Source organism: Agrobacterium sp. CG674, from assembly GCF_053521645.1.
Map to the genome: position 1 here is coordinate 788431 of NZ_JBNWDZ010000002.1, position 25565 is coordinate 813995.

25 protein-coding genes are annotated in these 25565 nt (G+C 56.8%); 16 read left to right on the forward strand and 9 right to left on the reverse strand.

What is annotated here, in order from left to right; translation table 11 throughout:
• The first annotated feature begins 10 nt into the window (after positions 1-10).
• Both ACQZ51_RS08930 and ACQZ51_RS08935 read left to right on the forward strand, forming a co-directional pair.
• On the forward strand, positions 11-688 hold the full coding sequence (locus ACQZ51_RS08930) for an SDR family NAD(P)-dependent oxidoreductase (protein ID WP_448776502.1): 678 nt from the start codon (positions 11-13) through the stop codon (positions 686-688).
• 163 nt (positions 689-851) lie between these two features.
• A complete protein-coding gene (locus tag ACQZ51_RS08935) occupies positions 852-1847 on the forward strand; it encodes a serine hydrolase domain-containing protein (protein ID WP_448776503.1) in 996 nt (331 codons plus the stop codon).
• On the opposite strand, the gene ACQZ51_RS08940 is transcribed toward ACQZ51_RS08935, so the two are convergent.
• Positions 1844-2197 (reverse strand): lysozyme inhibitor LprI family protein, encoded by a 354-nt coding sequence (locus ACQZ51_RS08940; protein ID WP_448776505.1) that lies wholly within the window; start codon positions 2195-2197, stop codon positions 1844-1846. The genes ACQZ51_RS08935 and ACQZ51_RS08940 overlap by 4 nt on opposite strands.
• A gap of 165 nt (positions 2198-2362) precedes the next feature.
• Here ACQZ51_RS08940 and ACQZ51_RS08945 point away from each other — a divergent pair, with 165 nt between their 5' ends.
• Together ACQZ51_RS08945 and ACQZ51_RS08950 are read left to right on the forward strand one after the other, a co-directional pair.
• Positions 2363-3769 carry a DegQ family serine endoprotease gene (locus tag ACQZ51_RS08945; RefSeq protein WP_448776506.1) on the forward strand — a complete coding sequence of 469 codons (1407 nt, stop codon included), beginning with the start codon at positions 2363-2365 and terminating at the stop codon, positions 3767-3769.
• Positions 3766-5082, forward strand: a complete 1317-nt coding sequence (locus ACQZ51_RS08950; protein WP_448776508.1) for a replication-associated recombination protein A — start codon at positions 3766-3768, stop codon at positions 5080-5082. The genes ACQZ51_RS08945 and ACQZ51_RS08950 overlap by 4 nt, the downstream gene beginning before the upstream one ends.
• 4 nt (positions 5083-5086) lie before the next feature.
• Here ACQZ51_RS08950 and ACQZ51_RS08955 read toward each other — a convergent pair whose 3' ends face one another.
• Positions 5087-5410: a DUF1883 domain-containing protein gene (locus ACQZ51_RS08955; protein ID WP_448776509.1), complete on the reverse strand. Its 324-nt coding sequence runs from the start codon at positions 5408-5410 to the stop codon at positions 5087-5089.
• A 323-nt stretch (positions 5411-5733) separates the two neighbouring features.
• Here ACQZ51_RS08955 and ACQZ51_RS08960 point away from each other — a divergent pair, with 323 nt between their 5' ends.
• From ACQZ51_RS08960 to ACQZ51_RS08975, 4 genes are all read left to right on the forward strand, one after another.
• Complete coding sequence (locus ACQZ51_RS08960; RefSeq protein WP_448776651.1) at positions 5734-7530, forward strand: methyl-accepting chemotaxis protein; 1797 nt, start codon at positions 5734-5736, stop codon at positions 7528-7530.
• Positions 7531-7697: 167 nt separating this feature from the next.
• Entirely contained in the window at positions 7698-8888 is a 1191-nt protein-coding gene (locus ACQZ51_RS08965; protein WP_448776511.1) for an extensin family protein, read from the forward strand.
• A gap of 112 nt (positions 8889-9000) precedes the next feature.
• Complete coding sequence (locus ACQZ51_RS08970; RefSeq protein WP_448776513.1) at positions 9001-9939, forward strand: ABC transporter ATP-binding protein; 939 nt, start codon at positions 9001-9003, stop codon at positions 9937-9939.
• Positions 9936-10697 carry an ABC transporter permease gene (locus tag ACQZ51_RS08975; protein WP_448776515.1) on the forward strand — a complete coding sequence of 254 codons (762 nt, stop codon included), beginning with the start codon at positions 9936-9938 and terminating at the stop codon, positions 10695-10697. The genes ACQZ51_RS08970 and ACQZ51_RS08975 overlap by 4 nt, the downstream gene beginning before the upstream one ends.
• A 74-nt stretch (positions 10698-10771) precedes the next feature.
• Here ACQZ51_RS08975 and tyrS read toward each other — a convergent pair whose 3' ends face one another.
• Positions 10772-12025: a tyrosine--tRNA ligase gene (gene tyrS, locus ACQZ51_RS08980; protein ID WP_448776517.1), complete on the reverse strand. Its 1254-nt coding sequence runs from the start codon at positions 12023-12025 to the stop codon at positions 10772-10774.
• A gap of 149 nt (positions 12026-12174) precedes the next feature.
• On the opposite strand from tyrS, the gene ACQZ51_RS08985 reads away from it, so the two are divergent.
• Positions 12175-13311, forward strand: a complete 1137-nt coding sequence (locus ACQZ51_RS08985; protein WP_448776518.1) for an anhydro-N-acetylmuramic acid kinase — start codon at positions 12175-12177, stop codon at positions 13309-13311.
• Between the two features lie 8 nt (positions 13312-13319).
• Here the strand turns inward: ACQZ51_RS08985 and ACQZ51_RS08990 are convergent, their stop codons facing one another.
• Both ACQZ51_RS08990 and ACQZ51_RS08995 read right to left on the reverse strand, forming a co-directional pair.
• The gene (locus tag ACQZ51_RS08990; RefSeq protein ID WP_448776519.1) at positions 13320-13901 is read right to left on the reverse strand and encodes a hypothetical protein; all 582 of its coding nucleotides are present in this window, start codon (positions 13899-13901) and stop codon (positions 13320-13322) included.
• A gap of 47 nt (positions 13902-13948) precedes the next feature.
• The gene (locus tag ACQZ51_RS08995; RefSeq protein ID WP_042615994.1) at positions 13949-14626 is read right to left on the reverse strand and encodes an alpha/beta hydrolase; all 678 of its coding nucleotides are present in this window, start codon (positions 14624-14626) and stop codon (positions 13949-13951) included.
• Positions 14627-14840: 214 nt separating this feature from the next.
• Between ACQZ51_RS08995 and ACQZ51_RS09000 the strand changes: the two genes are divergently transcribed.
• The 7 genes from ACQZ51_RS09000 to sufA all read left to right on the forward strand — a co-directional run bounded on the left by ACQZ51_RS09000 (position 14841) and on the right by sufA (position 21995).
• Positions 14841-16010 (forward strand): cysteine desulfurase family protein, encoded by a 1170-nt coding sequence (locus ACQZ51_RS09000; RefSeq protein WP_448776521.1) that lies wholly within the window; start codon positions 14841-14843, stop codon positions 16008-16010.
• Between the two features lie 179 nt (positions 16011-16189).
• The gene (gene sufB / locus ACQZ51_RS09005) at positions 16190-17659 is read left to right on the forward strand and encodes a Fe-S cluster assembly protein SufB (protein WP_448776522.1); all 1470 of its coding nucleotides are present in this window, start codon (positions 16190-16192) and stop codon (positions 17657-17659) included.
• Positions 17660-17828: 169 nt separating this feature from the next.
• Positions 17829-18584 carry a Fe-S cluster assembly ATPase SufC gene (gene sufC, locus ACQZ51_RS09010; protein WP_042615991.1) on the forward strand — a complete coding sequence of 252 codons (756 nt, stop codon included), beginning with the start codon at positions 17829-17831 and terminating at the stop codon, positions 18582-18584.
• Positions 18585-18605: 21 nt separating this feature from the next.
• Positions 18606-19877, forward strand: coding sequence for a Fe-S cluster assembly protein SufD (gene sufD / locus ACQZ51_RS09015; protein WP_042616105.1), 1272 nt, complete (start codon positions 18606-18608; stop codon positions 19875-19877).
• Positions 19870-21120: a cysteine desulfurase gene (locus tag ACQZ51_RS09020; RefSeq protein ID WP_448776525.1), complete on the forward strand. Its 1251-nt coding sequence runs from the start codon at positions 19870-19872 to the stop codon at positions 21118-21120. Before sufD ends, ACQZ51_RS09020 begins: the two co-directional genes overlap by 8 nt.
• Positions 21121-21131: 11 nt before the next feature.
• Positions 21132-21515 (forward strand): SUF system Fe-S cluster assembly protein, encoded by a 384-nt coding sequence (locus tag ACQZ51_RS09025; protein WP_448776527.1) that lies wholly within the window; start codon positions 21132-21134, stop codon positions 21513-21515.
• A 90-nt stretch (positions 21516-21605) separates the two neighbouring features.
• A complete protein-coding gene (sufA, locus tag ACQZ51_RS09030) occupies positions 21606-21995 on the forward strand; it encodes a Fe-S cluster assembly scaffold SufA (RefSeq protein ID WP_448776529.1) in 390 nt (129 codons plus the stop codon).
• A 97-nt stretch (positions 21996-22092) separates the two neighbouring features.
• On the opposite strand, the gene ACQZ51_RS09035 is transcribed toward sufA, so the two are convergent.
• The 4 genes from ACQZ51_RS09035 to ACQZ51_RS09050 form a co-directional block, all read right to left on the reverse strand.
• Positions 22093-23010, reverse strand: a complete 918-nt coding sequence (locus tag ACQZ51_RS09035) for an MYG1 family protein (protein ID WP_448776530.1) — start codon at positions 23008-23010, stop codon at positions 22093-22095.
• 80 nt (positions 23011-23090) lie between these two features.
• Positions 23091-23573 carry a transcription elongation factor GreA gene (greA, locus tag ACQZ51_RS09040; RefSeq protein ID WP_448776531.1) on the reverse strand — a complete coding sequence of 161 codons (483 nt, stop codon included), beginning with the start codon at positions 23571-23573 and terminating at the stop codon, positions 23091-23093.
• A gap of 65 nt (positions 23574-23638) precedes the next feature.
• Complete coding sequence (locus tag ACQZ51_RS09045) at positions 23639-24847, reverse strand: ABC transporter permease (protein WP_448776532.1); 1209 nt, start codon at positions 24845-24847, stop codon at positions 23639-23641.
• Positions 24837-25556 (reverse strand): ABC transporter ATP-binding protein, encoded by a 720-nt coding sequence (locus ACQZ51_RS09050; protein ID WP_448776533.1) that lies wholly within the window; start codon positions 25554-25556, stop codon positions 24837-24839. The genes ACQZ51_RS09045 and ACQZ51_RS09050 overlap by 11 nt, the downstream gene beginning before the upstream one ends.
• Positions 25557-25565: the final 9 nt, after the last annotated feature.

Below are 25565 nucleotides of genomic sequence, written 5' to 3' on the forward strand. Positions count from 1 at the left end.
ACCAGAATCAATGAAACGCGCAATTGTAACCGGCGGCGCCGGGCTGATCGGAACTGGTATCATCGCGGCTCTGCTTGAGGGCGGATGGACGGTGGCGTGCTTCGATATTGAGGAAACCCGAACAAAGGCTCAGCACGTACCTTGCGATGTCGGCGATGAAAGCTCGGTCGCCGCCGCATTTGAGAAGCTCGGCTGGGACGGTCTTGAGCTTCTCGTTAACAATGCAGGCATTGCATCGCCCAACACCGGGCCTATCCATGAGTTATCGCTGGCCGATTGGCGCAAGGTGACGGACAGTCATCTGACCGGGGCGTTCCTGATGACGCGGTCTGCGGTGCCGCTGATGGGGGAGGGTGCCAGCATCATCAATATGGTTTCCACCCGCGCTTTCATGTCCGAGCCGGAGACGGAAGCCTATGCGGCATCCAAGGGCGGGCTGGTGGCATTGACCCATGCGCTTGCGGTGAGTCTCGGGCCGAAAATCCGGGTGAATGCGATTGCGCCGGGCTGGATCACCAATGATACGGACCTGCGTGAGCAAGATCATTCCCAGCATCCGGTTGGGCGGGTTGGCAGGCCGAAGGATATTGCTGATGCGGTGGTGTATCTTGCTGGGGCTGGCTTCATGACCGGGCAGGTTATGGTGCTGGATGGCGGCATGACGAAGAAGATGATCTATGAGGAATGATCTCTTCATGCGATGATTCAATGCGTTGGCAATTTGAGTCTCCAAAGCTGTGGAAGTCATTGTTTGCTTTGGCTTTGTCACCGTCGGGTGAGTCCGAGGTGACGGCAATTCACAAAGCGGTGACAGGCCTTCTGCTTATTTTAAAATTCACTAAATAATCTTCATGAAAAGACGCACAGCACTTGCCCTCATCGCTTCGCTCCCCCTGGCCTCGGTCGTTCGCGCCCAGGTGCCGGGTGCTAGCTTACCAAAGCTTCTGGAAGATGCAGACGCGCTGCCAAGCCTGAAGACCGTCATCGTCAATCTTGACGGCAAGGAGGTCGCAAGCCGCGCCTATCATGGTGCGTCTTTGAACGGCTCTACCAACATCAAGTCGGCCTCCAAATCTATCGTCTCCGCGCTGGTTGGGATGGCGATCGATCGCAAGGTTCTTGAGGGGGTTGATCAGCCGATCTCGTCTGTTATTCGGTCCGACTTTCCGGCCAAGCCCGATCCGCGCATCGAGCGGGTAACGATAGGCAACCTGCTCTCCATGCAATCGGGTCTGGAGCGCATGTCCGGCCCGAATTACGGTCGCTGGGTGTCGAGCAGAAACTGGGTGCGCACGGCGCTCGGCTCTGGATTTGCGGGCGAACCGGGTGGCGGTATGCTTTATTCCACCGGGTCAACGCATCTTCTATCTGCCATTCTGACCAAGGCTTCGGGCAAGTCGACACTGGCTCTGGCGCGTGAATGGTTTTCGCCTCTGGATGGGTTTTCCATCGGCTCATGGGAGCGGGACCCGCAGGGCATCTATCTCGGTGGAAACCAGATGGCGATGACGGCGAGGTCGCTGCTGGCATTTGGTGAACTCTATCGGCGTGGCGGAGTGACGCCGGATGGTGAGCGTCTCGTTTCGCAGGCCTGGGTGGAGCAATCATGGGTTCAGCGGACCAATTCGGTCTTCAACGGTGATGGTTATGGCTACTGCTGGTTCATCAAGGAAATGGCAGGGGAGACGGTCTATTACGCGTGGGGCTATGGCGGGCAGATGCTCTATATCGTGCCATCCAGAAAGTTGTCCGTGGTGATGACCTCACGCGAAGATGCGCCATCTGCCCGCACCGGTTATCGAGACCAGTTGCACGGGCTGATGGCGAGTATCATTTCTTCAGCTTAAAGCGGACGATTGATATTCTGGAAGGCTTCGCCAAGCTTTTTCATACGGTCATCGTAGGATTTGGTCAGGCATTCAGTGTCGGCAGCGCAGGTTTCACGGGTTTTCAGCCACTCGCTCTGTTCCGTTTTCAGCGAGTCGCGCGCGCCCATCGCCATCAATTGCGTGAGAATTTCGAATGTGGTCGCCATGCGCACGTCCTGATCGTTCAAGGCGCGATTTTCGCAGATGGTCTTCTCGTCCGCTTTCAGGTCAGTCTTCGTGCAATCGAAGCTGGCGGCTCCAACAGGCGAGCCGTGGGAGTAGGATGCGATAACAAGCAAACCAGCAAGAACGTGTTTTTTAAAACTCATGTGGATCTCTTTTCCAAAACCGGACTTTATATGCCGTCTTAAGTCTGGGAGAGCATAAGTTGTTCCATTCTAGTCTTATGGCGCAGCCCGTCATTATCTTGCCGCCCTTTGATTTATAGGCTCAAGCGTTATAACTCCATCATATTGATGAGGATGAGGAATCACATGCCAAGCATGTTGAAGTATTTGACCACCGGCCTTTTGGCGACAATGCTCGTTTTGCCGGTTTCGGTGCGGGCGCAGGATAACAAGACCGTGCCCTCCAGCACTGCGGAAATGCAGCTCTCCTTTGCGCCGCTGGTAAAGCGCACCTCGGGAGCGGTCGTGAACGTCTATGCCGAGCGCATGGTGCAGAAACGCGGTTCGCCTTTCGCTGGCGATCCTTTCTTCGAGCAGTTTTTCGGCCAGCAATTGCCAAACCGCACGGAAAAACAGTCGTCGCTGGGCTCAGGCGTGATTGTTACCGCCGGCGGTCTTGTGGTGACGAACAACCACGTCATCGATGGTGCCGACGATATCAAGGTGGCGCTGGCTGACGGACGTGAGTTCTCGTCCAAGGTGCTGATGAAGGATGACCGCATCGATCTCGCCGTCTTGCAAATTGATGCGAAAGAGAATTTCCCGGTTCTCGCACTTGGCAATTCTGACGCCACGGAAGTGGGTGATCTCGTTCTCGCCATTGGTAACCCTTTCGGCGTTGGGCAGACGGTCACCAGCGGCATCGTCTCAGCACTGGCACGCAATCAGGTCACCCAGGGTGATTTCGGTTTCTTCATTCAGACAGACGCCTCCATCAATCCCGGTAACTCCGGTGGTGCGCTCATGAACATGGCGGGCGAGCTGATCGGCATTAACACAGCCATCTTCTCGCGCGGTGGTGGCTCGAACGGCATTGGTTTTGCCATCCCGGCCAATCTTGTGCGCGTGTTCCTGGCTGCGGCTGAAAAGGGCGATACGACCTTCCAGCGTCCCTATGTCGGCGCGACATTTGATCCTGTGACATCAGAAGTGGCCGAGGCGCTGGGTCTGAAACGCGCACGCGGCGCGCTTGTCGTTGGTGTCGTCAAGGACGGTCCTGCGGAAAAGGCGGGCATCGAGCCGGGCCAGGTGGTCACAGCCGTCAATGGTATCGAGGTGGAGCATCCCGATGCGCTGGGCTACCGCCTGACCACCGCCGGCATCGGCAAGTCCGCGACCATCACCGTGATCGACAAGGGCAAGGAAAAGAACCTCACCATAGCGCTGGATTCAGCGCCGGAAACCGCCCCGCGTGACGAACGGCTACTGGAAGGTCGCAATCCGTTTGCGGGCGCAACTGTCGCCAATCTTTCGCCCAAGCTTGCCGATGAGCTGCGGTTGCCGACAGGTGCTGAGGGTGTTGTCATCATGGATGTGAAGCGTGGTTCTCCAGCGGCCCGCGTCGGCTTTCAGCCCAAGGACATCATTGTGTCTCTCAACGGCGCTGAGATGGCGACCTCGGCGGATGTCGAGAAGGCATTGGATGACAATCCCGGCTTCTGGCGGTTGGAGCTTATTCGCGATGGCCAGCGCATTCGGCAATTTCTGCGATGAGCGGCGATCTCTTCGCGCCACAGATACCGGCAGAGGTCGCCAACAGGCGGCCTTTGGCTGACAGGCTGCGCCCGACCACGCTTGCCGAGGTCACGGGCCAGTCGCATCTGACGGGCGAAGAGGGCGTTCTGCGCCGGATGATAGAGAGCGGTTCCCTCGGCTCGATGATCTTCTGGGGACCGCCCGGTACTGGCAAGACGACGGTTGCGCGCCTGCTTTCGGGCGAGGCGCAACTGGCCTTCGAGCAGATCTCCGCCATCTTTTCCGGCGTGGCGGATTTGAAAAAGGTCTTTGAAGGTGCGCGTGCGCGGCGCATGAACGGGCGCCAGACGCTGCTGTTCGTGGACGAAATCCATCGTTTCAATCGCGCCCAGCAGGATAGTTTCCTGCCTGTCATGGAAGATGGCACGATCATTCTGGTCGGCGCGACGACCGAAAACCCATCCTTCGAGCTCAACGCCGCTCTTTTGTCCCGCGCCCGCGTGCTGACCTTCAAGTCCCATGATGAGGAAAGCCTTGGCGAACTTCTGACACGCGCTGAGACGGTCGAGGAAAAGCCCCTGCCGCTGACGGATGATGCCCGTGCATCTCTCATTCGCATGGCGGATGGCGATGGTCGTGCGGTGCTGACGCTGGCGGAAGAGGTTTGGCGCGCTGTCCGCAAGGACGAGATTTTCGATACCGAAGGCCTGACGCATATCGTGCAACGGCGTGCGCCGGTTTATGACAAGGCGCAGGATGGCCACTACAATCTGATTTCGGCGCTGCATAAGTCCGTGCGGGGGTCTGATCCCGATGCCGCGCTGTATTATCTTTCACGGATGCTGGATGCGGGCGAAGACCCGCTTTATCTCGGGCGCCGTCTGGTGCGCATGGCGGTGGAGGATATCGGGCTTGCTGATCCACAGGCGCTGGTCATCTGCAATGCCGCCAAAGATGCTTATGATTATCTCGGATCGCCGGAAGGGGAACTCGCCTTGGCGCAGGCCTGCATCTATCTGGCGACGGCCCCCAAATCCAATGCCGTCTATACCGCTTACAAGGCGGCCATGCGTGCGGCGAAGGAAAACGGCTCTCTGCTTCCGCCCAAGCATATTCTCAACGCGCCAACGAAGCTGATGAAAAGCGAAGCCTATGGCGATGGCTATCGTTATGACCACGACGAGCCGGATGCGTTTTCAGGGCAGGATTATTTCCCGGAGAAGATGGGGCGGACCACGTTTTATGATCCGCCGGATCGTGGTTTCGAGCGCGATATTCGCAAACGGCTGGACTGGTGGGCGAAGCTTAGGCGCGAGCGAAACGCCAAGTAACTGCCTAGCGCATGGCCACCGCGTTTTCGCGAATATGCGTGACGGTGCGGGGCGGCAGCATTTTTACGGACGATTCCGCAAGCGCGTGATGACCTTCGCAGTCTACGATAAGGTGCCAGTGCGAGGTTTCAGGAATGGTCAAACGCAGCGGCGATTTCTTCGCAACGCCGCCCATGAATTTGAAATCCAGCATTTCGGTGAAGCGCTGATAGTTGCCCGAGGTCATCAGCCGCACATTGTTGACGGCGTTCAGTGATACCTCAATAACCGCACCGGCGCGCAATACTTTGAGATCGTAGTGTGTAAAACGGAAGCTTGGCACGGCCATCTTCGAGCCCCCTCATGGTTAGTTGCATGCCATAACGATACTCAGGGATGATTAACGCTTCTTTAGCGGCATGTGAATTCTGTCATTTTTCAACTATAAAAAATAAATCAGATTTATTTTACTGTAAAAAATTTGTATATTCGGAGAAGTGTTAAATTTATACAATGACAATTGCGACATAATAATTTCATTCGCTTCCTAAGGCATTCCGAACTGTATTCGTTAAGACTGCTAGAATTATTAATAATAATTTTTTAATAACTATAGTCTCTCCTCGTATAAAAGTGGGGGACTGTAACGGCATGAAACACATGACCATTTCGATGCGCTTATATGCGCTTGTCGCTTTATTCCTGAGCATCATGGTGGCAGCTCTCACCTTCAGTTTGTTTGGCGGATACAAGGGGACGGAAGAGGAGCGTAAAGCCGGACTTGCATCCATGACCCAGACCGCCGTCGCTATTCTTGATAATTATTACCGCCTGGAGCAAAGCGGGGCGTTGACGCGCGAAGCTGCTCAACTGCAGGCCAAAGCGACCCTCTCCGCCATGCGTTACGACAATGGCAGCGGTTATTTCTGGATCAATGACATGGGTCCGAAAATGGTCATGCATCCGGTCAAGCCGGAGCTGAACGGCACGGACCTCTCGGGCAATAAAGATCCGAATGGCAAATTTCTGTTCATGGAGTTTGTCAGCACCGTCAAGGCAAATGGCAAGGGCTTTGTCGATTACTATTGGCCAAAGCCTGGTTCGCCTGATCCGGTCGAGAAGTTTTCCCATGTGGCAGGATTTGCTCCCTGGGGCTGGATTGTCGGCACGGGCGTCTATGTGGACGACCTGAAAGCTGCGTTCTGGGATGAGGCGCTTTGGGTTGGTGGCATTTGTGCAGGCAGCGCCATCCTCGTCATGGGTGCCGCGGCTTTCGTCGTCGGTGGGGTTACCCGGCCCGTGGCATCGCTCAAGGAAAGCATGGCCCGTATCGCCGATGGTGATGGCAATGCCGAGGTGTCCTATACAGATCGCCGCAATGAAATCGGCGCTATGGCCAAGACGTTGCTGATCCTGCGCGACTCCGTCAATCAGCGCAGCCAATCCCAATTGCGCGAAGCCGAGCAGCAGCGTGCTCTGGAGGAAGCCCGGATCAATAATGAGAAGATCATCAACGCGACGACCCAGCAGCAATCCCATGCAATGGCCGAACTCGCAAGGGCACTTGAGCGTCTGGCAGGTGGCGATCTGACCGTTCAGGTCAGTGCCATTGGCCAGGAGTATGAAAAGCTGCGGCATGATTTTAACAGCGCGGTTGGCGAGTTGCACAATGTCATCGGCGCCATTGCCCGCACCAGCCATGTCGTCAACGATAGTGCTTCCGACATCAGCCAGGCGACCGGCAATCTTTCCAAACGTACCGAACAACAGGCTGCAGCACTGGAAGAGACCGCAGCGGCGCTGGATGAGATCACATCGACCGTTCGCACATCATCTGAACGTGCCAACGAGGCGCGCCAGATGGTGACGGAGACGAAGAGCAGTGCAGACCGTTCGGGCCAGATCGTCCGCAATGCAGTGGATGCGATGAACCGTATCGAAGATTCATCCCAGAAGATCGGCCAGATCATCGGCGTCATTGATGAGATCGCCTTCCAGACCAATCTTCTTGCGCTGAATGCCGGTGTCGAGGCCGCACGCGCTGGTGAGGCAGGTCGGGGCTTTGCCGTTGTCGCGCAGGAGGTGCGTGAGCTTGCGCAGCGCTCCGCCAATGCCGCCAAGCAGATCAAGTCGCTCATCAACAGCTCTGCTGAACATGTGGGCGGCGGTGTCTCGCTTGTCCGCTCCACGGGAGATGCGCTCGACGAAATCATGGTTCTGGTCAACCGCGTCGATGGCCACGTCAACACCATCGCCACCGCGGCCCGCGAGCAGGCGACTGGCCTTCACGAGATCAACGCATCCGTGAACCACATGGACCAGATGACGCAGCAAAATGCGGCAATGGTGGAGGAAACGACGGCTGCCAGCCAGACACTGGCGGAAGAAAGCCAACAGCTTCGTTCGCTTTTGTCGCGCTTTCAGCTTTCCGGCGATGCGGCATGTCAGGGCCTTTCACGCGCTGCCTGATCGTCAAACCCGATACTCTCTATACGGGCGCAGCTTTGCGGCGCCCGTTTTCGTTATTTAAGCAAACCGAAAAGAACCTCACGCTCGCAAAGATTTCCTTTACCAAATTTCTTTATGATTTGATTCGATTGCCACTCTTTGTGGCCGCTGAGGGTACGGGTTCTTGTATGGCGTATGTTTCCCTTCCGCGTCGTTTTGTGACGTTGCTGACGATCTCCACGGTGATTGCATCCTGCTCTGCCGAAGGGCTGGTGCCGCCGGCTGAGGTAGACGGTGCCACACGGGTCAGTTCCATCCGTTCCGCGCAACAGCAGAATTACAGCGCGCCTCCCGCAGCCGGTGTTCCAGGCCAATCAATGAACGATGACTTGGCCATGTCTCAGCCCATGCCGGAACAGCAACCATCGCGTGATCCGCTTCTTCAGGCAGGGCCGGGGCAGCAATATTCAACACTGGATGCGCAGCAACAACGCCTTGGCGGCACTGATGTCGCGCCGCAGCCCTCGGCTGACATGGCCGAGGGGCAGGGCGGGGTGAATATGGATGATGGCCTTGGCGTTGCACCCGTGCGCGGTTTGGCGGAAGAGCAGGATATGGAAGTATCCGGTAGATCCAGTCCTGCGACGATGGATGAGCTGGACAGCCAGCCGCCCTCTGCGCCCTTACGCCGCCAGTCAGCCAGCCAATCGCGTCTTTTGCCACCGCCCGGTGAGGGCCAGCAACGCCAGCCCGTGCAGGACGTAGCAATGCTGATGCCGCAGAACCCGATGCAGGAACGCCGCATGTCTGCTCCACCAGGTATGATGCCGCAGGCCGAGGTGTCTTGCCGTTCTGAACTGCGCAGGCTCGGCGTTGCATTTCGCGATGTGGCGCGCGTGTCGGATGGACCGACCTGCGGTATCGATTACCCCATTGAGCTTTCGGGCCTTGCCAGCGGCGTGGCAATCCGTCCTGCGGTGAAGCTCAATTGTCAGGTCACGCTAGCCTTTGCCAAATGGGTCAAGTTCGAGCTCGTGCCATCGTCGCGCTTCCGTTATCTCTCCGGCGTGGAGCGTATTACGCCGATGGGTGGCTATTCATGCCGCAAGATGAATTCGCGTTCCAGCAACCCATGGTCCGAGCATGCGCGCGGCAACGCCATCGACATCGGCACCATCACCTTGAAAAACGGCAAGGAAATCGATGTGCGTAAAAAGAGCCTGTTTGCCTTCCGCGAAAAGGGTCTTTTGAAAGCGGTCCGCAGTGATAGCTGCAAGTATTTCTCCACAGTGCTTGGCCCCGGCAGCGACCCAAACCACTGGAACCATTTCCACTTCGATCTTCGCACACGCAAATCCGGCTATCGCCATTGCGACTGAGAATAAACGGCCAATAACCGGGTTAAATGGAGTATGATTTCGCGGCAGGGATGGTTTTCGCGCAAGCTGGAACCTATATGATATCGAGCAGGATTGTGTTGAAAGATGTCTTATGAACTCCCCCCAAAAGCCAATCGTTTCCATCCAGAACCTGACCAAATCCTACGCCAATGGATTTCAGGCACTCAAGGGCGTTACGCTCGATATTTACAAGGGTGAAATTCTGGCGCTTCTCGGGCCGAACGGCGCGGGCAAGACCACCCTCATTTCCATCATCTGCGGCCTCGTTAACCCCGGCGAGGGCAGGGTGCTGGTGGACGGGCATGATGTCGTCAGCGACTTTCGCAAGACCCGGGCCTTGATCGGCCTTGTGCCGCAGGAATTGACGACGGACCAGTTCGAAACGGTCTGGAACACCGTGAGCTTTTCCCGAGGTCTTCACGGCCAGAAGAAAAATCCACAACTCATCGAGAGCATTCTCAAATCCCTCTCGCTCTTCGACAAGAAGGACAACATGCTGCGGGAGCTTTCCGGCGGCATGAAGCGTCGTGTGTTGATTGCCAAGGCGTTGGCGCACGAGCCACAAATTCTGTTTCTGGATGAGCCGACAGCAGGCGTTGATGTGGCACTGCGCCGCGATATGTGGAAGGTCGTGGAAGGGCTTCGCGCCACCGGTGTCACGATCATTCTGACGACGCACTACATTGAAGAAGCCGAAGAGATTGCCGACCGCGTTGGCGTCATCAGCGGCGGCGAGTTGCTTCTGGTGGAAGACAAGACTGCTTTGATGCAGAAGCTGGGCCGCAAACAGCTTTCGCTGGAGCTGATCGAGCCGATCAGGGTTCTGCCGGATAGTCTTTCCGGCTTTCACCTTTCCCTTTCCGAAGACGGAACTTGCCTGACCTACGAATATGAAGGCAATGGCGAACAAGGCCGCATCGCCGATCTGTTGGCCGCGCTTTCCGCTGCGGGCATTCACTTCACGGATATTTCGACACGCCAGAGCTCACTCGAAGATATTTTCGTGGCGCTGGTGGGAGGTCAAAAATGAATTTCGAAGCCATCAAATCCATCTATCTGTTTGAAATGGCACGCACGCGACGCACCCTGTTGCAGAGCGTGGTATCGCCGGTCATTTCCACCTCGCTCTACTTCATCGTCTTCGGTACGGCCATCGGCTCGCGCATTCAGGAAGTGGATGGCGTTTCCTACGGCGCGTTCATCACGCCCGGCCTGATCATGCTGACATTGCTGACGCAGTGCATCAGCAACGGTTCATTCGGCATCTATTTTCCGAAGTTTACCGGCACGATTTACGAGATCCTCTCTGCCCCGGTGGCCATGACGGAAATTCTGGCTGGTTATGTCGGCGCGGCGGCAACCAAGGGGCTGCTGATCGGCACGATCATTCTGATCACCGCCTCATTCTTCGTCGATGTCTCGATCGCGCATCCCTTCGTGATGCTGCTCTTCTTCGTGCTCACCGCCGTCAGCTTCAGCCTTTTTGGCTTCATCATTGGCATGTGGGCGTCGAATTTCGAGCAGTTGAACCTCATTCCCATGCTGGTTGTTCCGCCGCTGACATTCCTCGGCGGAAGCTTCTATTCCATCAGCATGCTGCCGCCTTTCTGGCAGACGGTCAGTCACTTCAATCCGGTTCTCTATCTCATCAGCGGCTTCCGCTGGAGTTTCTACGAGATATCGGACGTCAATCCGGTCTTGAGCATTGTCATGATCACGGTCTTTCTGGCTGTCTGCCTTGGCATCATCAGCTGGATGTTCAAGACTGGCTACAAGCTCAGAAACTGATCGTTCAACCGCATATCGAAACGGAAAAAGGCAGCCCCAAGGCTGCCTTTTTGCATTGTGCGCCGTTCGAGACCTTAGGCAGGCCGAACGAGAATGTGCTTCTTCTTGCCTAGCGACAGCTTGATGACACCATCTGCTGTGATCTCGCCAGCGCCGATGACCTGACGCTCATCCGACATGCTCTGGTCGTTGATCTTGACCGCGCCGCCCTGCACATGGCGGCGAGCTTCGCCGTTGGAGCTTGCAAGGCCAGCGCGCACGATCAGCGACAGCAAGCCAATGCCTACCTCGAGCTCGGCCTTCGGCACCTCGATGGAGGGCAGGTTGTCTGCCAGCGCGCCTTCTTCAAAGGTCTTGCGGGCCGTTTCGGCGGCCTGTTCGGCATTCTCACGGCCATGCAACATGGCGGTGATTTCGGTCGCCAGGATCTTCTTGACCTCGTTGATTTCAGAGCCGCCGAGCGCCGAAAGGCGGGCGATCTCGTCCATTGGCAGCGTGGTGTAGAGCTTCAGGAAGCGCGAAACATCCGCATCTTCCGTGTTGCGCCAGTATTGCCAAAAATCATAGGCCGAGAGCATATCCGGGTTAAGCCACACGGCACCATTCATCGACTTGCCCATCTTGGCGCCAGACGAGGTGGTCAGAAGCGGCGAGGTGAGCGCGTAAAGCTGCGGCGTGCCCATGCGGTGGCCAAGGTCGATACCATTGATGATGTTGCCCCACTGGTCCGAGCCGCCCATCTGCAAACGGCAGCCAGTGCGCTTGTTCAGCTCTACGAAGTCGTAGGCCTGAAGGATCATGTAGTTGAATTCGAGGAAGGACAGCGACTGTTCACGGTCCAGACGCGTCTTGACGCTCTCGAAGGACAGCATGCGGTTGACCGAGAAGTGACGGCCGACGTCGCGCAGGAATTCGAGGTAGTTGATATCGCGCAGCCAGTCGCCATTGTTGATCATCATGGCAGGCGTGGTCGCACGGTCGTAATCGAGGTAATTCGAGAATACGCGCTTGATGGAGGCAATGTTACTTTCGATCGTATCGACCGTCATCAACTGCCGCGCTTCATCCTTGAAAGAGGGGTCGCCAACCATGCCAGTGCCGCCACCCATGAGGGAAATCGGCTGGTGGCCGGTCTTCTGCATCCAGTGCAGCATCATGATCTGGATCAGACCGCCAGCGTGCAGGCTGGGCGCGGTCGGATCAAAGCCGATATAGGCAGTCACGGTTTCCTTGGCAAAGAGTTCATCGAGACCTGCCTCATCGGAGACCTGGTGAATGAAGCCGCGCTCATCAAGCGTGCGGAGGAAATCGGACTTGAACCTGGACATAACCTTTTTCTTTCTGGTTGGGTCTATTGCATCACCGAAAAGCCGGTGAATGCCGCGCCATTAGCATTGTTTTTTGTAAAATGCACCCGTTTGCGCCATGAATATCGGCAATCGGTAACGAGATGATTCCATCAGGCAGGAGAAGCGGCATGGGCGAGGTCAAAACAGCGATAGGGCTGATGAGCGGCACGTCCATGGATGGCATCGATATCGCCCTGCTGCGAACGGATGGGGAAAGCGTCGTCCGGCACGGTCCGAGCGGCTATTTTCCCTATGATGCCACGCTGCGCGCCACGTGGCAGAAGGCGCTCCTTACGGCCAAATCCATCCGTCAGCGCAATGAGCGGCCGCAGGATTTGGGTGAGGCGGAGAGAATGCTGACGCTTGCCCACGCAGCAACGGTCAAATCCTTCCTGTCTCGTCATGGCTTAAGCGCCGATTCGATTGATGTCGTCGGCTTTCATGGTCAGACCGTTCTGCACCGCCCGGATGATGCACTGACCGTGCAGATTGGTGATGGTCCTCTGCTGGCTGAGGAAGCCGCCATCGATGTCGTCTATGACATGCGCGCCAATGACATGGTCCATGGCGGGCAGGGCGCACCGCTTATTCCGGTCTACCACGCAGCATTGGCGGCCAATCTGCCCAAGCAGTTCGAAACGCCCGCCGTGTTCGTTAATATCGGCGGCATTTCGAACCTCACCTATATTGGCGAAAACGGCGAACTGGCAGCCTTCGATAGCGGCCCGGGCAATATGCTGATCGATCAATGGATCGAAGCGCATACCGGCAAGGCATATGACAAGGGCGGTGGGACGGCGGCGCGGGGTGCTGTCGTTCCGTCGCTCGTTTCACGATATATGGAAAGCCCGTTCTTTTCCGCCAATATCCGGCGTTCGCTGGATCGGTCAGATTTTACTCCGCCCGCAAAGGGTGAGGTATCGCTTGAAGACGGCGCGCGGACGCTGGCGCATCTAACCGGCGCGGCGATCCTCAAATCTGCAAACTATCTGCCGCAATCGGCAAAGACATATGTTGTCTGTGGCGGCGGTCGGCTGAACCCCGTCATCATGGCGGAATTTTCTGAGCAGGCAGCGAAGCTTGGCGCAAAGGTGATCGCGGCGGAGGAAGCGGGTTTTGATGGTGGGGCGATGGAGGCGGAGGCCTGGGCCTATCTGGCCGTGCGGTCGCTCAGAGGCTTGCCACTGACATATCCCGGCACGACTGGGGTGAGGCAGCCGGTGACGGGTGGGGTTTTGACTAGGTGTGCCAGTTCACAGGAATGATGTGCTGATTATGACTCGCAGTCCGTACGGGCATTCTCGCCTATCCACGCCTTGTATGCTTCGACGCTGACAACCTCTGCTGGCACAGTCAGACGCTTTGTTGCGTCGTTCGTCGTGTTGGAGCCTAACGCTTCTTGACTCGCTTTGGCCTCAAGTTTCCCTTCGTGCGGCGCAGTGACATTTATCGTCGAGACACGACCGGGAAGAGCGGTGATATCTATCCCCAAGGTGCTGATCCAAAGCTTTGGGAACGCATCGAATGAGTCGTAATCTATAGAAGTATAATTGAGGGCGACGGTTTGGCCTTTTGGCAAGCGCAGTTCGTTGCTCAAAACGCATTCTCCGCCGACGACATCATAACGAAACGTCCAGCCGATTATCTTGCCTCTGGCATGAATCACATATTCTGGAATTTTTTCAGCGTCTCTCGTCAGAAGATCCCACGCCGCATCGCAATTTGTTTTCTCTTCTCCTGCGAGATCGATGCAGGGCTTTTGCCTTTCCTCGGATACAGCTGATCCCATCGGCAAGCTGATCGAAAACGATACGGCAATTAAACTACGGGCTAAAATATCTCTGACTGAATACATTACGCCTCACAGCAAAACGGCTGCCCGAGGGCAGCCGTTAAGTGAATTTACCGAATCCGCTTCGCTGCGGGCTCTGGCACCAGCTCGCCGTTTAGGCGTCGGTCCAGATAGTCTTCGCATTCGCCCATCAGCGTATCCACTTGGCCATTGAAGAAGTGGTTGGCGCCGGGAACGGTGCGGTGGGTGATGAGGATACCCTTTTGGGTCTTCAGCTTTTCGACCAGAACATTGACGTCCTTTTCCGGCGCGACCTTATCCGCATCACCATTGATGATGAGGCCGGATGACGGGCAGGGAGCTAGGAAGGAGAAGTCGTAGGTGTTGGGCTGTGGAGCAATGGACATGAAGCCTTCGATCTCCGGGCGGCGCATCAAAAGCTGCATGCCGATCCAGGCGCCGAAGGAATAACCGGCAACCCAACAGCTCTTCGAGTCCGGATGCAGGCTCTGCACCCAGTCCAGTGCCGATGCGGCGTCCGAGAGTTCGCCAGCGCCGTGGTCAAACTCGCCCTGGCTGCGGCCGATGGAGCGGAAGTTGAAGCGCAATGTGGTGAAGCCACGCTTCTGGAAAAGGTAGAACAGCTGATAAACGATCTGGTTGTTCATCGTGCCACCAAACTGCGGGTGTGGGTGCAGGATGATGGCAATCGGGGCGCTTTTTTCCTTGGATGGCTGGTAACGGCCTTCGAGGCGACCTGCAGGGCCGTTAAAAATGACTTCGGGCATTTGTACTCCGGTCGTGTTTTTCTGTTTCTGAACCTTTTCCATACGCAAGAAGACTTGACGCGGATGGTCAGCTTTTCTAAAACCTAGTTTAGAACTATTCGAAACTTCGGGTGCGGTTTGCACTGTTGGACGTGTCATAAGGCAAGCACGACGGAAATTTCAAGAAAAATGCGCTTCGGCGCATCAATCATAGGTTAGACAGAGCAGTTTCCCCATGAGCACGACAATGCGCACATATCTGGACTGGAACGCGACAGCACCCTTGCTGCCTGCCGTCCGGGATGCGCTTGTCTCCGCGCTCGATCTTTCCGGCAATCCGTCTTCCGTTCACAGGGAAGGTCGTGCGGTTCGCGCAGCTGTTGAAGCGGCGCGCCGGGATGTGGCAGCGCTGGTCTGTGCCCAGGCGTCGCATGTTGTTTTCACCAGTGGCGCGACGGAAGCGTCCAATCTGGTTTTGTCGCCGGTCTTCAAGATGGGGCGTGCGCCGCTTTCCATCAGTCATCTCTATGTTTCTGCAATCGAGCATCCCGCTATCAGGGAAGGTGGCCGATTCGATAAGGCAAACGTTACCGAATTGGCCGTGACGCCTGATGGGGTGATTGATCTGGCTGCGCTTGAATCCGCCCTGGCATCTCACGACAAGACCCTTGGCATGGCAATGGTTGCGCTGATGCTCGTTAACAACGAGACCGGCATTATTCAGCCCATCGCGGAAGCCGCGCAGCTGGTGCATGCGGCAGGCGGATTGCTGGTGGTTGATGCCGTTCAGGCCGTGGGTCGGATCCCGGTCGATATCGAAGCGTTGGGTGCGGATTTTCTGATCATCTCCTCCCATAAGATTGGCGGCCCCAAGGGCATGGGCGCGCTGATTTCAAGGGGGGAGGTTATGATGCCGAAGCCTTTGATCCATGGCGGTGGCCAGGAAAAGGGTCATCGTTCCGGCACGGAAAACACATCTGCCATCATCGGCTTCGGAACGGCAGCCGTTGAGGCGCTGCGCATCGTTGATACGGATGTGCCGCGCTTGGGTGCTTTGCGTACCATGTTGGAAGATGCGATGCGCGTGGCTGCACCCGATGTGATTATTCATGGCGCAGAAGCGGCGCGGGTTTGTAACACAACATTCTTTACTCTGCCGGGTCTCAAATCCGAAACGGGGCAGATCGCTTTCGATATTGAAGGCATTGCGCTTTCGGCTGGTGCGGCATGCTCGTCTGGCAAGGTGGGCGAAAGCCACGTTCTGACGGCCATGGGGCGCGATCCAAAGCTGGGCGCTCTACGTATTTCTTTGGGCGTGGCATCGACCCAGGACGATATTGAGAAGGCAATTGCCGCTTTTGCGAAGATATCCGGGCGACGAAAGCTGTCCGTACAGGCGGCGTAGAGCCAAAACAATTGCGGAAAAGCAATTTTTCGCTTGCTGGAGAGTGTGAAAAGCGCGATCCGAACACTAAATAAGGCATAACAAAGAAAGTTATGCTCGACACGAATGAAGGCGGGTCATCCGTCTTGATACGTTGACAAGCCACCGGACCTTGGATCCGGCGAGATTGGAGAACGAATATGGCTGCGGTTCAGGAAACGATCGATCAGGTCCGCCAGATCGATGTGGACCAGTATAAATACGGTTTTGAAACCGAAATCGAAGTGGACAAGGCCCCGAAAGGCCTTTCCGAAGAGGTTATCCGTTTCATTTCCGCCAAGAAGGAAGAGCCGGAATGGATGCTTCAATGGCGTCTTGAGGCTTACCAGCGTTGGCTGACGATGGAAGAGCCCACATGGGCCCGCGTCAATTACCCGAAGATCGATTTCAACGATCTCTATTACTACGCCGCGCCGAAGAGCACGCCCGGCCCTAAATCGCTTGAGGATGTCGATCCTGAGCTGTTGAAGGTCTACGAAAAGCTCGGCATTCCGCTGATGGAACAGGAAATTCTGGCTGGCGTTGAAAACCGCCGGGTGGCCGTGGATGCCGTGTTCGACAGCGTATCGGTTGTTACTACGTTCAAGAAAGAGCTGATGAAGGCCGGCGTGATTTTCATGTCGATCTCGGAAGCCATTCGCGAATATCCTGAGCTGATCAAGAAATACATCGGCTCGGTTGTTCCGACGACGGACAATTATTACGCAACGCTGAACTCTGCCGTCTTCACGGATGGTTCTTTCGTGTTTGTGCCCAAGGGCGTTCGTTGCCCGATGGAACTGTCCACCTATTTCCGCATCAACGAGAAGAACACGGGCCAGTTCGAGCGCACGCTGATTATCGCGGAAGAGGGCGCTTACGTGTCCTATCTCGAAGGCTGCACAGCACCGCAGCGCGATGAAAACCAGCTTCATGCTGCCGTGGTCGAGCTTGTGGCTCTGGATGATGCCGAAATCAAATATTCGACGGTCCAGAACTGGTATCCGGGCGATAAGGACGGCAAGGGCGGCATCTACAACTTCGTAACCAAGCGCGGTGATTGCCGTGGCCACCGCTCGAAGATCTCGTGGACGCAGGTCGAAACCGGCTCTGCCATCACCTGGAAATACCCATCCTGCATTCTGCGCGGTGATGACAGCCGTGGTGAGTTCTATTCGATTGCCGTCTCCAACGGTCACCAGCAGATCGACAGCGGCACCAAGATGATCCACCTCGGCAAGAACACGTCGAGCCGCATCATCGCCAAGGGCATCGCTGCCGGTTTTTCGGAAAACGTCTATCGCGGCCAGGTTTCGGCTCACCGCAAGGCAACGAACACGCGCAACTTCACGCAGTGCGACAGCTTGCTGATCGGCGACAAGTGCGGCGCGCATACCGTGCCTTACATCGAGGCGAAGAACTCGTCCTGCCAGTTCGAGCATGAAGCGACGACCTCCAAGATTTCCGAGGACCAGCTGTTCTATTGCCTGCAGCGCGGCATTCCCGAGGAGTCAGCCATCGCGCTGATCGTCAACGGCTTCGTGAAGGACGTGATCCAGCAGCTGCCAATGGAGTTCGCGGTTGAAGCGCAGAAGCTGATCGGCATTTCGCTGGAAGGTAGCGTGGGCTGATTTTGTCGTCATCCTCGGGCTTGTCCCGAGGATCTGTTGACGAAGCACATAGGATTGACCGTTGGATCCTCGGGACCAGCCCGAGGATGACGGATGTGAGAATTGAGACCGGCCTTAAACAGGGCTTACGAGGCGGCCTTTGAAACCGCTGTACGGATAGGAAAACAACATGCTTGAAATCATCGACCTGCACGCAAAGATCGCCGATACAGATACGCAGATCATCAAGGGCTTGAACCTGAAGGTTGCTGCTGGCGAAGTGGCGGCCATCATGGGGCCGAATGGCTCTGGCAAGTCCACGCTGTCCTACATTCTGTCGGGCCGTGAAGATTACGAAGTCACCTCTGGTGACATTCTCTATAACGGCGAAAGCATTCTGGAACTGGACGCTGCCGAGCGCGCGGCAAAGGGCATCTTCCTTGCCTTCCAGTACCCTGTCGAAATTCCGGGCGTTGCCACCATGCAGTTCCTCAAGGTTGCCATGAACGAGCAGCGCAAGGCACGTGGCGAAGCTGAGCTGACGACACCTGATTTCATCAAGAAGGTGAAGGAAGCCGCTGGCGATCTGAAGATCGACATGGACATGCTGAAGCGTCCGCTGAACGTTGGTTTCTCCGGTGGTGAAAAGAAGCGCGCTGAAATTCTGCAGATGGCTTTGCTTGAGCCAAAGCTTTGCGTTCTTGACGAGACAGACTCTGGTCTTGATATCGACGCGCTGAAGATCGTTGCCGATGGCGTCAATGCGCTGAAGTCTCCGGACCGCGCGACCATCGTCATCACCCACTATCAGCGCCTGCTCGACTACATCGTGCCGGATAGCGTTCATGTTCTCTACAAGGGCAAGATCATCCGGTCCGGCGACAAGAGCCTTGCTCTTGATCTGGAATCCAACGGTTATGCCGACATCATCGGTGAAGCAGCCTGATTGGCTGAGGAGAGCGATGTCATGAATATGCAAACAACAAACCGGCAGACGCCAGCGGAAACCGCGCTGATCGAAGCCTTCACCGCCAAGTTCAGTGCACTTCCGGGTGATGGAAACGTGGTGGCCGCACGTGATGTGCTGTTTGACGATCTGAAGACCGGAGGCTTGCCAACGCGTCGGGTTGAGGCCTGGCACTATACGGACCTGAAAACACTGCTTCGCGGCATTCCCGAAGACGCTCCGGCGCCTTTGATCGAAAAGGCTGCAGCACTCGTTGAAGGCTCACACATTGCCTATGTGTTGCAGGGCAAGGCAGCCGATTCCGAGATCGAAGGTTTCAAGGTCGGAAACTACGCGGAGAGCCTGAGTGATGGCACGGCTGCTGCTGCACTCGTTGCTGCCAGCAAGGATGACGCGATTGGCCGCATCAATGGCAGCTTCGTGCGCGATGGCCTTTCGGTCGTCGTTCCCGATGATGCCATCTTGGTCAATCCGTTGGAGCTTCACGTCGCTCATGGCGCCGGGCAGGTCCATAGCCGTTTCCCGGTCCGTTTCGGCAAGGGCTCCAAGGCAACCGTCATCGAGCATCACCTGTCGGTGACATCGGATGCTGCCTTCGTGTCTTCGGTCAGCGAGATCGAGGTTCAGGACGGTGCCGAGGCCACCTACGTGCTGTTGCAGCGCCAGGGCGCTGCCGACACGCATCTCGGCCAGTTGCGCATTGTGATGGGTGCAGATGCCAAGCTTGCGCTGTTCGTCATCAATGCCGGTGGTAAGCTGGTTCGCCAGGAACTACGTGTCGATGTTGAGGGTGAGGGCTCCGAGCTTTCCATTCGCGGCGTCAACCTGCTGGGTGGTGAAACCCATACCGACGTGACCATGGTTCTGGGCCATAATGTGCCGAACACCAGCTCGACTGAGGTGTTCCGCAACGTTGTGTTTGATCGTGCCAAGGGCATTTTCCAGGGCATGATCCGGGTTGCCCCGGATGCGCAGAAAACTGATGCCAAGATGGCCTGCAACACGTTGCTGATGTCTGATGATGGGGAGTTTTCGGCCAAGCCAGAACTTGAAATCTTTGCAGATGACGTTCAGTGCGGGCATGGTGCGACGGTTGCCGATATCAGCGACACTCATCTCTATTATCTGATGGCGCGTGGCGTTCCACGGGCGAGAGCACGGGCCATGCTGGTCAACGCGTTCGTCGATGAGATCGTGGAAGAGCTTGAAGACGAAAACCTCGTAGCGGCGTTGGAAGAGATCATCGCCAATTGGCTGGAACAACATGCCTGATAGCGAACGCGCCGCAGTGGCCGCCCCTTATGACGTCGAAGCCGTGCGGAAGGATTTTCCAATCCTTTCGCGCGAGGTCTATGGCAAGCCGCTGGTCTATCTGGACAACGGCGCGTCCGCACAAAAGCCGCAGGTGGTCATCGATGCCATCTCGCACGCTTATGCCAATGAATATGCGAACGTCCATCGCGGCCTGCATTTTCTCTCCAATGCGGCAACGGATGCTTATGAAGCGTCGCGCGAAAAGGTTCGCCGCTTCCTGAATGCCGGATCGGTGGACGAAATCGTCTTCACGAAATCTTCGACCGAGGCCATCAACACGGTCGCCTATGGTTATGGCATGCCCAAGATCGGGGAGGGCGACGAGATCGTCCTGTCGATCATGGAGCACCATTCCAACATCGTTCCGTGGCACTTCATCCGGGAACGGCAGGGCGCGAATCTTGTCTGGGTCCCGGTTGACGATGATGGCGCGTTCCACATCGAAGACTTTGAAAAGAGCCTGACCGAAAAGACCAAGCTCGTCGCCATTACCCATATGTCGAACGCTCTCGGCACAGTTGTTCCCGTTAAGGAAATCTGCCGCATCGCTCATGAGCGCGGCATTCCGGTGCTGGTCGATGGTAGCCAGGGTGCGGTCCACATGCCCGTTGATGTACGCGATATCGATTGCGACTGGTATGTGATGACCGGTCACAAGCTTTATGGCCCATCCGGCATCGGCGTGCTCTATGGCAAGGCTGACCGTTTGAAGCAGATGATCCCGTTTCAGGGCGGTGGGGAGATGATCCTCGACGTGGGTGAAGACGTGATTACCTATAATGAGCCACCACATCGTTTCGAGGCCGGTACACCGCCCATCGTGCAGGCGATCGGTCTTGGCTATGCGCTGGATTACATGGAAGGTGTGGGCCGTGCGGCGATTGCGGCGCATGAAGCGGATCTGGCCACCTATGCTGCCGAGCGGCTGCGTGCTATCAACTCATTGCGCATCATCGGCAATGCACCGGGCAAGGGCGGGATTTTCTCGTTTGAGCTTGAAGGCATTCACGCCCATGACGTCTCGATGGTCATCGACAGGCGAGGTGTGGCGGTTCGTGCCGGCACCCATTGCGCCATGCCACTCTTGAAACGCTTCGGCGTGACCTCCACATGCCGTGCATCGTTCGGCCTTTACAATACGCGCGCGGAGGTGGACGCTTTGGCCGAAGCTCTTGAATACGCCCGCAATTTTTTCGCCTGAGGATCAGGACCATGACAACTGAAACAACAGAGCAGACATCAGCCGTGACAGAAGCACCTGCCAAGGTGTCCTCCATCGCGCCGGATGAGTTGGCGCGCATCAGCGATGATGTGATTGCGGCTCTGAAGACCGTTTATGACCCGGAAATCCCGGCGGATATTTTCGAGCTTGGTCTTATCTACAAGATCGACGTCGAAGATGATCGCATGGTCAAGATCATGATGACGCTGACAGCGCCGGGTTGCCCTGTTGCGGGTGAAATGCCGGGCTGGGTGGAAAACGCCGTGGGTGCCGTTGAAGGCGTATCGGGTGTGACGGTTGAAATGACCTTCGATCCGCCATGGACGCCGGACCGCATGTCTGAAGAAGCACAGGTCGCAGTCGGCTGGTACTGACCAGCACTTGATACCGACAGCTTATGAGACTAGATTCAATTCCAAGAAAGCATCGGGCCTTGAACCCGACTGTTGAAGGAGAATGGGCCTATGGGCTTTGCAGTAATGACGATGACCGAGGCTGCGGCCTTGCGGGTCAAAGCAATTGTCGAAAATTCCGGTCCTGACGCCAAGGGCCTCCGTGTGGGCATCAAAAAGGGTGGCTGCGCGGGCATGGAATACACCATCGACCTCGTAACCGAACCATCCGCCAAGGATGATTTCATCGAATTTCAGGATGCGAAGGTCTGGATTGAGCCATCCGCCGTGCTTTATCTGCTTGGTACTCAGATGGACTTCGAATCGACCAAGATGCGTTCGGGCTTTACGTTCACCAATCCCAACCAGACATCGGCCTGCGGCTGTGGTGAATCGGTTGAGTTGAAGCCTGCCGATTTGGCAGCACTTGCCAAGCAGCAGCAGGAGTCGGTTGGCGCTTAGTCAACGCCATCATCTATTTCAACGGGAGATCCTCGGGACAAGCCCGAGGATGACGACGAGTGAAGCGCTTGGCGACGAAGTCGCTCTCTGCCGAGTTTTAAACTGCTTCCCGCACAGCAATTTCTGCCATGGTCAGCGCGGCTTCACGTGTTTTTGCAGCAGCGATGAAACGTCCATTGTGACAGAAGGTGGCACCCTCGACGCCGGATGCCGTTTCTAGGTCGCCATTTGTCAATCCGGCCCAAGCGGCGGGAAGATCGGCGCGCAGTTCAAAACCCTCATCGGCCCGACGAATACCGGTTACACACCAGTCCTTGTCACGCGGGTGGACGACGAAGAGCAGGTGATCGGCCCCTGCCTTCACCACAGCCGGGCGGAATGGCATGCCTATGGGAAGTTCCAGAACGCGATTTTCACCGGTTTTTGCAATGGCATCCAGCACCAGTGTTTCGGCGCGCAGTTTTGCAGCCTTCTTGCCAATGCTTGCTTCAACGAAGCTGCGGGCAATGGAAAGGGCGGCGTGAAACGCCAGATCGTCGGCTTCGGGGTCTGTGTTGTCGAAAGTCGGTTTCAGTGTCTCCAGCAGCACCGGCAATGTCAGGCCAGCCAACTGTCCAGCAGTGGCGGGGCTCAGCGCACCATTGTCCATGAGGTCGATAGGCAGAACGAAGCCCGCGTCGAATGATGCGTGGATAGCCTCGATATGCGCTTCAGGTATGCCGGACGCGGCAAGGTAAAGATGCCCGTAATGTTTCCAGATCAGGCCGAATGAGCTGTACGGCTGGCCATCTTCGCGAAGCGGGGCGCCGCGCTGGTGGTGGTCAAAAATGCGCGCCTGCGCATCATAGGCACCGCCGACGTCGTAGATGATCCGGTCTTCGGCAGGCGTGATCCATTCTGGCGCACGGCTGCGGACGATTTTCGCCTGCGGGAACAGCCGTGTGAGAATAACGCTTGAGAGCAATTCATCGGCATGAAACCCACCCGAATGGGTAACGAGAAAATCCACGAGCATTGGCGATCGGCCCTATCGATTGAAAAGGAATTTAATTTTTCGATCAGATACCGTTTGTCCGCCAACCCTGCAACCCGCCATCAGGCTATTGCGGTGATTTCCAGCTCCTGATCGCCAACATACACAAGGTCTCCCACCGCTTTGCCAAGTAAAGCGCGGGCAACGGGCGATACGTGTGAGATTGAACCGACCTTCGGATCTGCTTCGTCTTCGCCAACGATGCGGTAAGTCTGCACCCGCCCGTCATCCCGTTCAAAGGTCACTTTGCTACCAAATGCCACAACATCGTTGTTTTCTGGCGCGGGCATGGGTTGGGCGGTGTGAAGGCGCTCGGAGAAATAGCGCAGGTCGCGCATGTGCGGGCCAGCCAGACGGCGGCGCTCATTGATATCTTCAATGGCGTTTGCTTCGTCAAAAGCTTTGCGCGCCTCTTCCACCTGCCGATGAAGGGCTTTCAAACCCTCTTCGGTTACAAGGTTTGGATGCGTTGAAACGGGACGATCCGGCAGCTGCGTTTCGGCAGCCGTTTCAGCACTCTCTTCTTTGACAAACGCGACGCTCACTTGAAAACTCCTTCAAACAACTCTCCCATATATGGAGATTGGCCGAAGAATGACAACCGGCAGCGTTACTCGTGCCGTAGCGCCTCAATGGGGCTGAGGCTTGCTGCCCTGCGCGCCGGGAAGTAACCAAACACCACCCCGATGGCTGCCGAAAAGCCAAAGGCGAGCGCAATAATGGCAGGGCTTGTGACGAAGGGAACGCCGAGAAAACTGACGACGGTGTAGGCTAGACCAAGGCCTGTGAGAATACCGGCGACGCCGCCGAAGGCAGACAGCATGACCGCTTCAACCAGAAACTGGGTCAGCACCTGCTTTTCCAGTGCGCCGATAGCCAGACGAATGCCGATCTCCCGCGTTCGTTCCGTGACGGAAACCAGCATGATATTCATGATGCCGATGCCACCGACAAGCAGGCTGACAGCGGCGACCGCACCGAGAAGCCCCGTCAACAGCGTCGTCGTGCCGGTCATCGCGGATGCGATCTGCGCCATGTCGTTGACTGTGAAGTCGTCATCCCGGCCAATCGCTATCCGGCGGCGCTCGCGCAACAGGTTTTCGATGTCCGACTGCACCTTGGCCGTTGAGACGCCGTCCTGCGCGGAAACCATGATGCTGGAGATGGTCGTGGTGCCGCCGATGCGCCTTTGGTGGATTTTCAGCGGCATGATGATCGTGTCATCCTGATCGTCGCCCAGGCCGGATTGTCCCTTACGGGCAAGCACGCCGATGACGGGGCAGGAGATGTTGCTGACCCTGATCGTCTGGCCGACAGGGTTGGCAGAGCCGAACAGTTCCTGACGCACGGTTTCACCCATGATACAGCCAATCTGGCCGCCACGATCTTCTGCGGGTAGGAATTCCCGGCCCAGTGCCAGCGTCCAGTCTTGAGTGATCAGATAGTCGTTCGTGGTGCCGACAACGCTGGTGGCGTGGTTTTTGCCACCATAAATGACGGTCGCAGCCGAGCTGCGGTTGACAGGTGCAACAGCCCTGATGCCGCTCAGCTGGTCTTGCATGGCGATGATGTCATGATCGTTGAAGCGCTTGGCCTCGGTACTCGCACGGCCCGGGCCGAACTGGCCGGGGCGCACGAAAAGCATGTTGGTGCCAAGGCGCGACAGCTCGGATTTCACCTGCGCCGTCGTGCCGTTGCCAATCGTGACCATGGCGATAACCGCGGCCACACCGATGACAACGCCAAGCACGGTAAGAAACGAGCGCAAAATGTTGCGGCTGATGGCGCGCAGGGCAAGGCGTGCAGTTTCAAGAAACATCGAGAGCCTCCTGCCGTTCGGTAGCACTGTCGGATGCCAGCGTCCCATCCACGAAGCGCAGCAACCGGTTGGCATAGGCCGCGATGTCTTCTTCGTGGGTGACCATGACCACTGTGATTCCCTTGTCGCGGTTGAGGGAGGTGATCAGCTCCATGATTTCGGTGCTGGTTTTGGTGTCGAGATTGCCCGTCGGTTCATCGGCTAGGAGCAGAGCAGGGCGGGTCACGATCGCGCGCGCAATGGCAACGCGCTGTTGCTGTCCACCGGAAAGCTCCTGTGTGGTGTGATGCTCACGACCGGCGAGGCCGACCTGCGCCAGCGCCTCCATGGCGCGGGGGCGGCGCTCGGCTGCTTTCATGCCGCGATAGATCAGGGGCAGTTCCACATTCTCAACGGCGGATGTGCGCGGCAAGAGGTTGAAGCCCTGAAACACGAAGCCCAGCATGTGTCGCCGCAGCAGCGTCAACTGTTCGCTTTCAAACCCACTCGTCGGCACGCCCTGAAACAGATATTCCCCGGCACTTGGTGTGTCGAGACAGCCGATGATGTTCATCGATGTCGATTTTCCCGAGCCTGATGGCCCCATGATGGCGACAAATTCGCGTTCCCTGATCGACAGGTTGACGCCATCGAGAGCCCGGATCGTCGCCTCGCCAACACCATATTGCTTGACGACATTTCGAAATTCGATGAGCGGATTTTCCGTCATGGACATCTC

Coding starts and splice junctions, on each gene's coding strand:
- ACQZ51_RS08930 (WP_448776502.1), top strand. CDS start 11: ATGAAACGCGCAATTGTAACCGGCGGCGCCGGGCTGATCGGAACTGGT.
- ACQZ51_RS08935 (WP_448776503.1), top strand. CDS start 852: ATGAAAAGACGCACAGCACTTGCCCTCATCGCTTCGCTCCCCCTGGCC.
- ACQZ51_RS08940 (WP_448776505.1), bottom strand. CDS start 2,197: ATGAGTTTTAAAAAACACGTTCTTGCTGGTTTGCTTGTTATCGCATCC.
- ACQZ51_RS08945 (WP_448776506.1), top strand. CDS start 2,363: ATGCCAAGCATGTTGAAGTATTTGACCACCGGCCTTTTGGCGACAATG.
- ACQZ51_RS08950 (WP_448776508.1), top strand. CDS start 3,766: ATGAGCGGCGATCTCTTCGCGCCACAGATACCGGCAGAGGTCGCCAAC.
- ACQZ51_RS08955 (WP_448776509.1), bottom strand. CDS start 5,410: ATGGCCGTGCCAAGCTTCCGTTTTACACACTACGATCTCAAAGTATTG.
- ACQZ51_RS08960 (WP_448776651.1), top strand. CDS start 5,734: ATGCGCTTATATGCGCTTGTCGCTTTATTCCTGAGCATCATGGTGGCA.
- ACQZ51_RS08965 (WP_448776511.1), top strand. CDS start 7,698: ATGGCGTATGTTTCCCTTCCGCGTCGTTTTGTGACGTTGCTGACGATC.
- ACQZ51_RS08970 (WP_448776513.1), top strand. CDS start 9,001: ATGAACTCCCCCCAAAAGCCAATCGTTTCCATCCAGAACCTGACCAAA.
- ACQZ51_RS08975 (WP_448776515.1), top strand. CDS start 9,936: ATGAATTTCGAAGCCATCAAATCCATCTATCTGTTTGAAATGGCACGC.
- tyrS (WP_448776517.1), bottom strand. CDS start 12,025: ATGTCCAGGTTCAAGTCCGATTTCCTCCGCACGCTTGATGAGCGCGGC.
- ACQZ51_RS08985 (WP_448776518.1), top strand. CDS start 12,175: ATGGGCGAGGTCAAAACAGCGATAGGGCTGATGAGCGGCACGTCCATG.
- ACQZ51_RS08990 (WP_448776519.1), bottom strand. CDS start 13,901: ATGTATTCAGTCAGAGATATTTTAGCCCGTAGTTTAATTGCCGTATCG.
- ACQZ51_RS08995 (WP_042615994.1), bottom strand. CDS start 14,626: ATGCCCGAAGTCATTTTTAACGGCCCTGCAGGTCGCCTCGAAGGCCGT.
- ACQZ51_RS09000 (WP_448776521.1), top strand. CDS start 14,841: ATGAGCACGACAATGCGCACATATCTGGACTGGAACGCGACAGCACCC.
- sufB (WP_448776522.1), top strand. CDS start 16,190: ATGGCTGCGGTTCAGGAAACGATCGATCAGGTCCGCCAGATCGATGTG.
- sufC (WP_042615991.1), top strand. CDS start 17,829: ATGCTTGAAATCATCGACCTGCACGCAAAGATCGCCGATACAGATACG.
- sufD (WP_042616105.1), top strand. CDS start 18,606: ATGAATATGCAAACAACAAACCGGCAGACGCCAGCGGAAACCGCGCTG.
- ACQZ51_RS09020 (WP_448776525.1), top strand. CDS start 19,870: ATGCCTGATAGCGAACGCGCCGCAGTGGCCGCCCCTTATGACGTCGAA.
- ACQZ51_RS09025 (WP_448776527.1), top strand. CDS start 21,132: ATGACAACTGAAACAACAGAGCAGACATCAGCCGTGACAGAAGCACCT.
- sufA (WP_448776529.1), top strand. CDS start 21,606: ATGGGCTTTGCAGTAATGACGATGACCGAGGCTGCGGCCTTGCGGGTC.
- ACQZ51_RS09035 (WP_448776530.1), bottom strand. CDS start 23,010: ATGCTCGTGGATTTTCTCGTTACCCATTCGGGTGGGTTTCATGCCGAT.
- ACQZ51_RS09045 (WP_448776532.1), bottom strand. CDS start 24,847: ATGTTTCTTGAAACTGCACGCCTTGCCCTGCGCGCCATCAGCCGCAAC.
- ACQZ51_RS09050 (WP_448776533.1), bottom strand. CDS start 25,556: ATGACGGAAAATCCGCTCATCGAATTTCGAAATGTCGTCAAGCAATAT.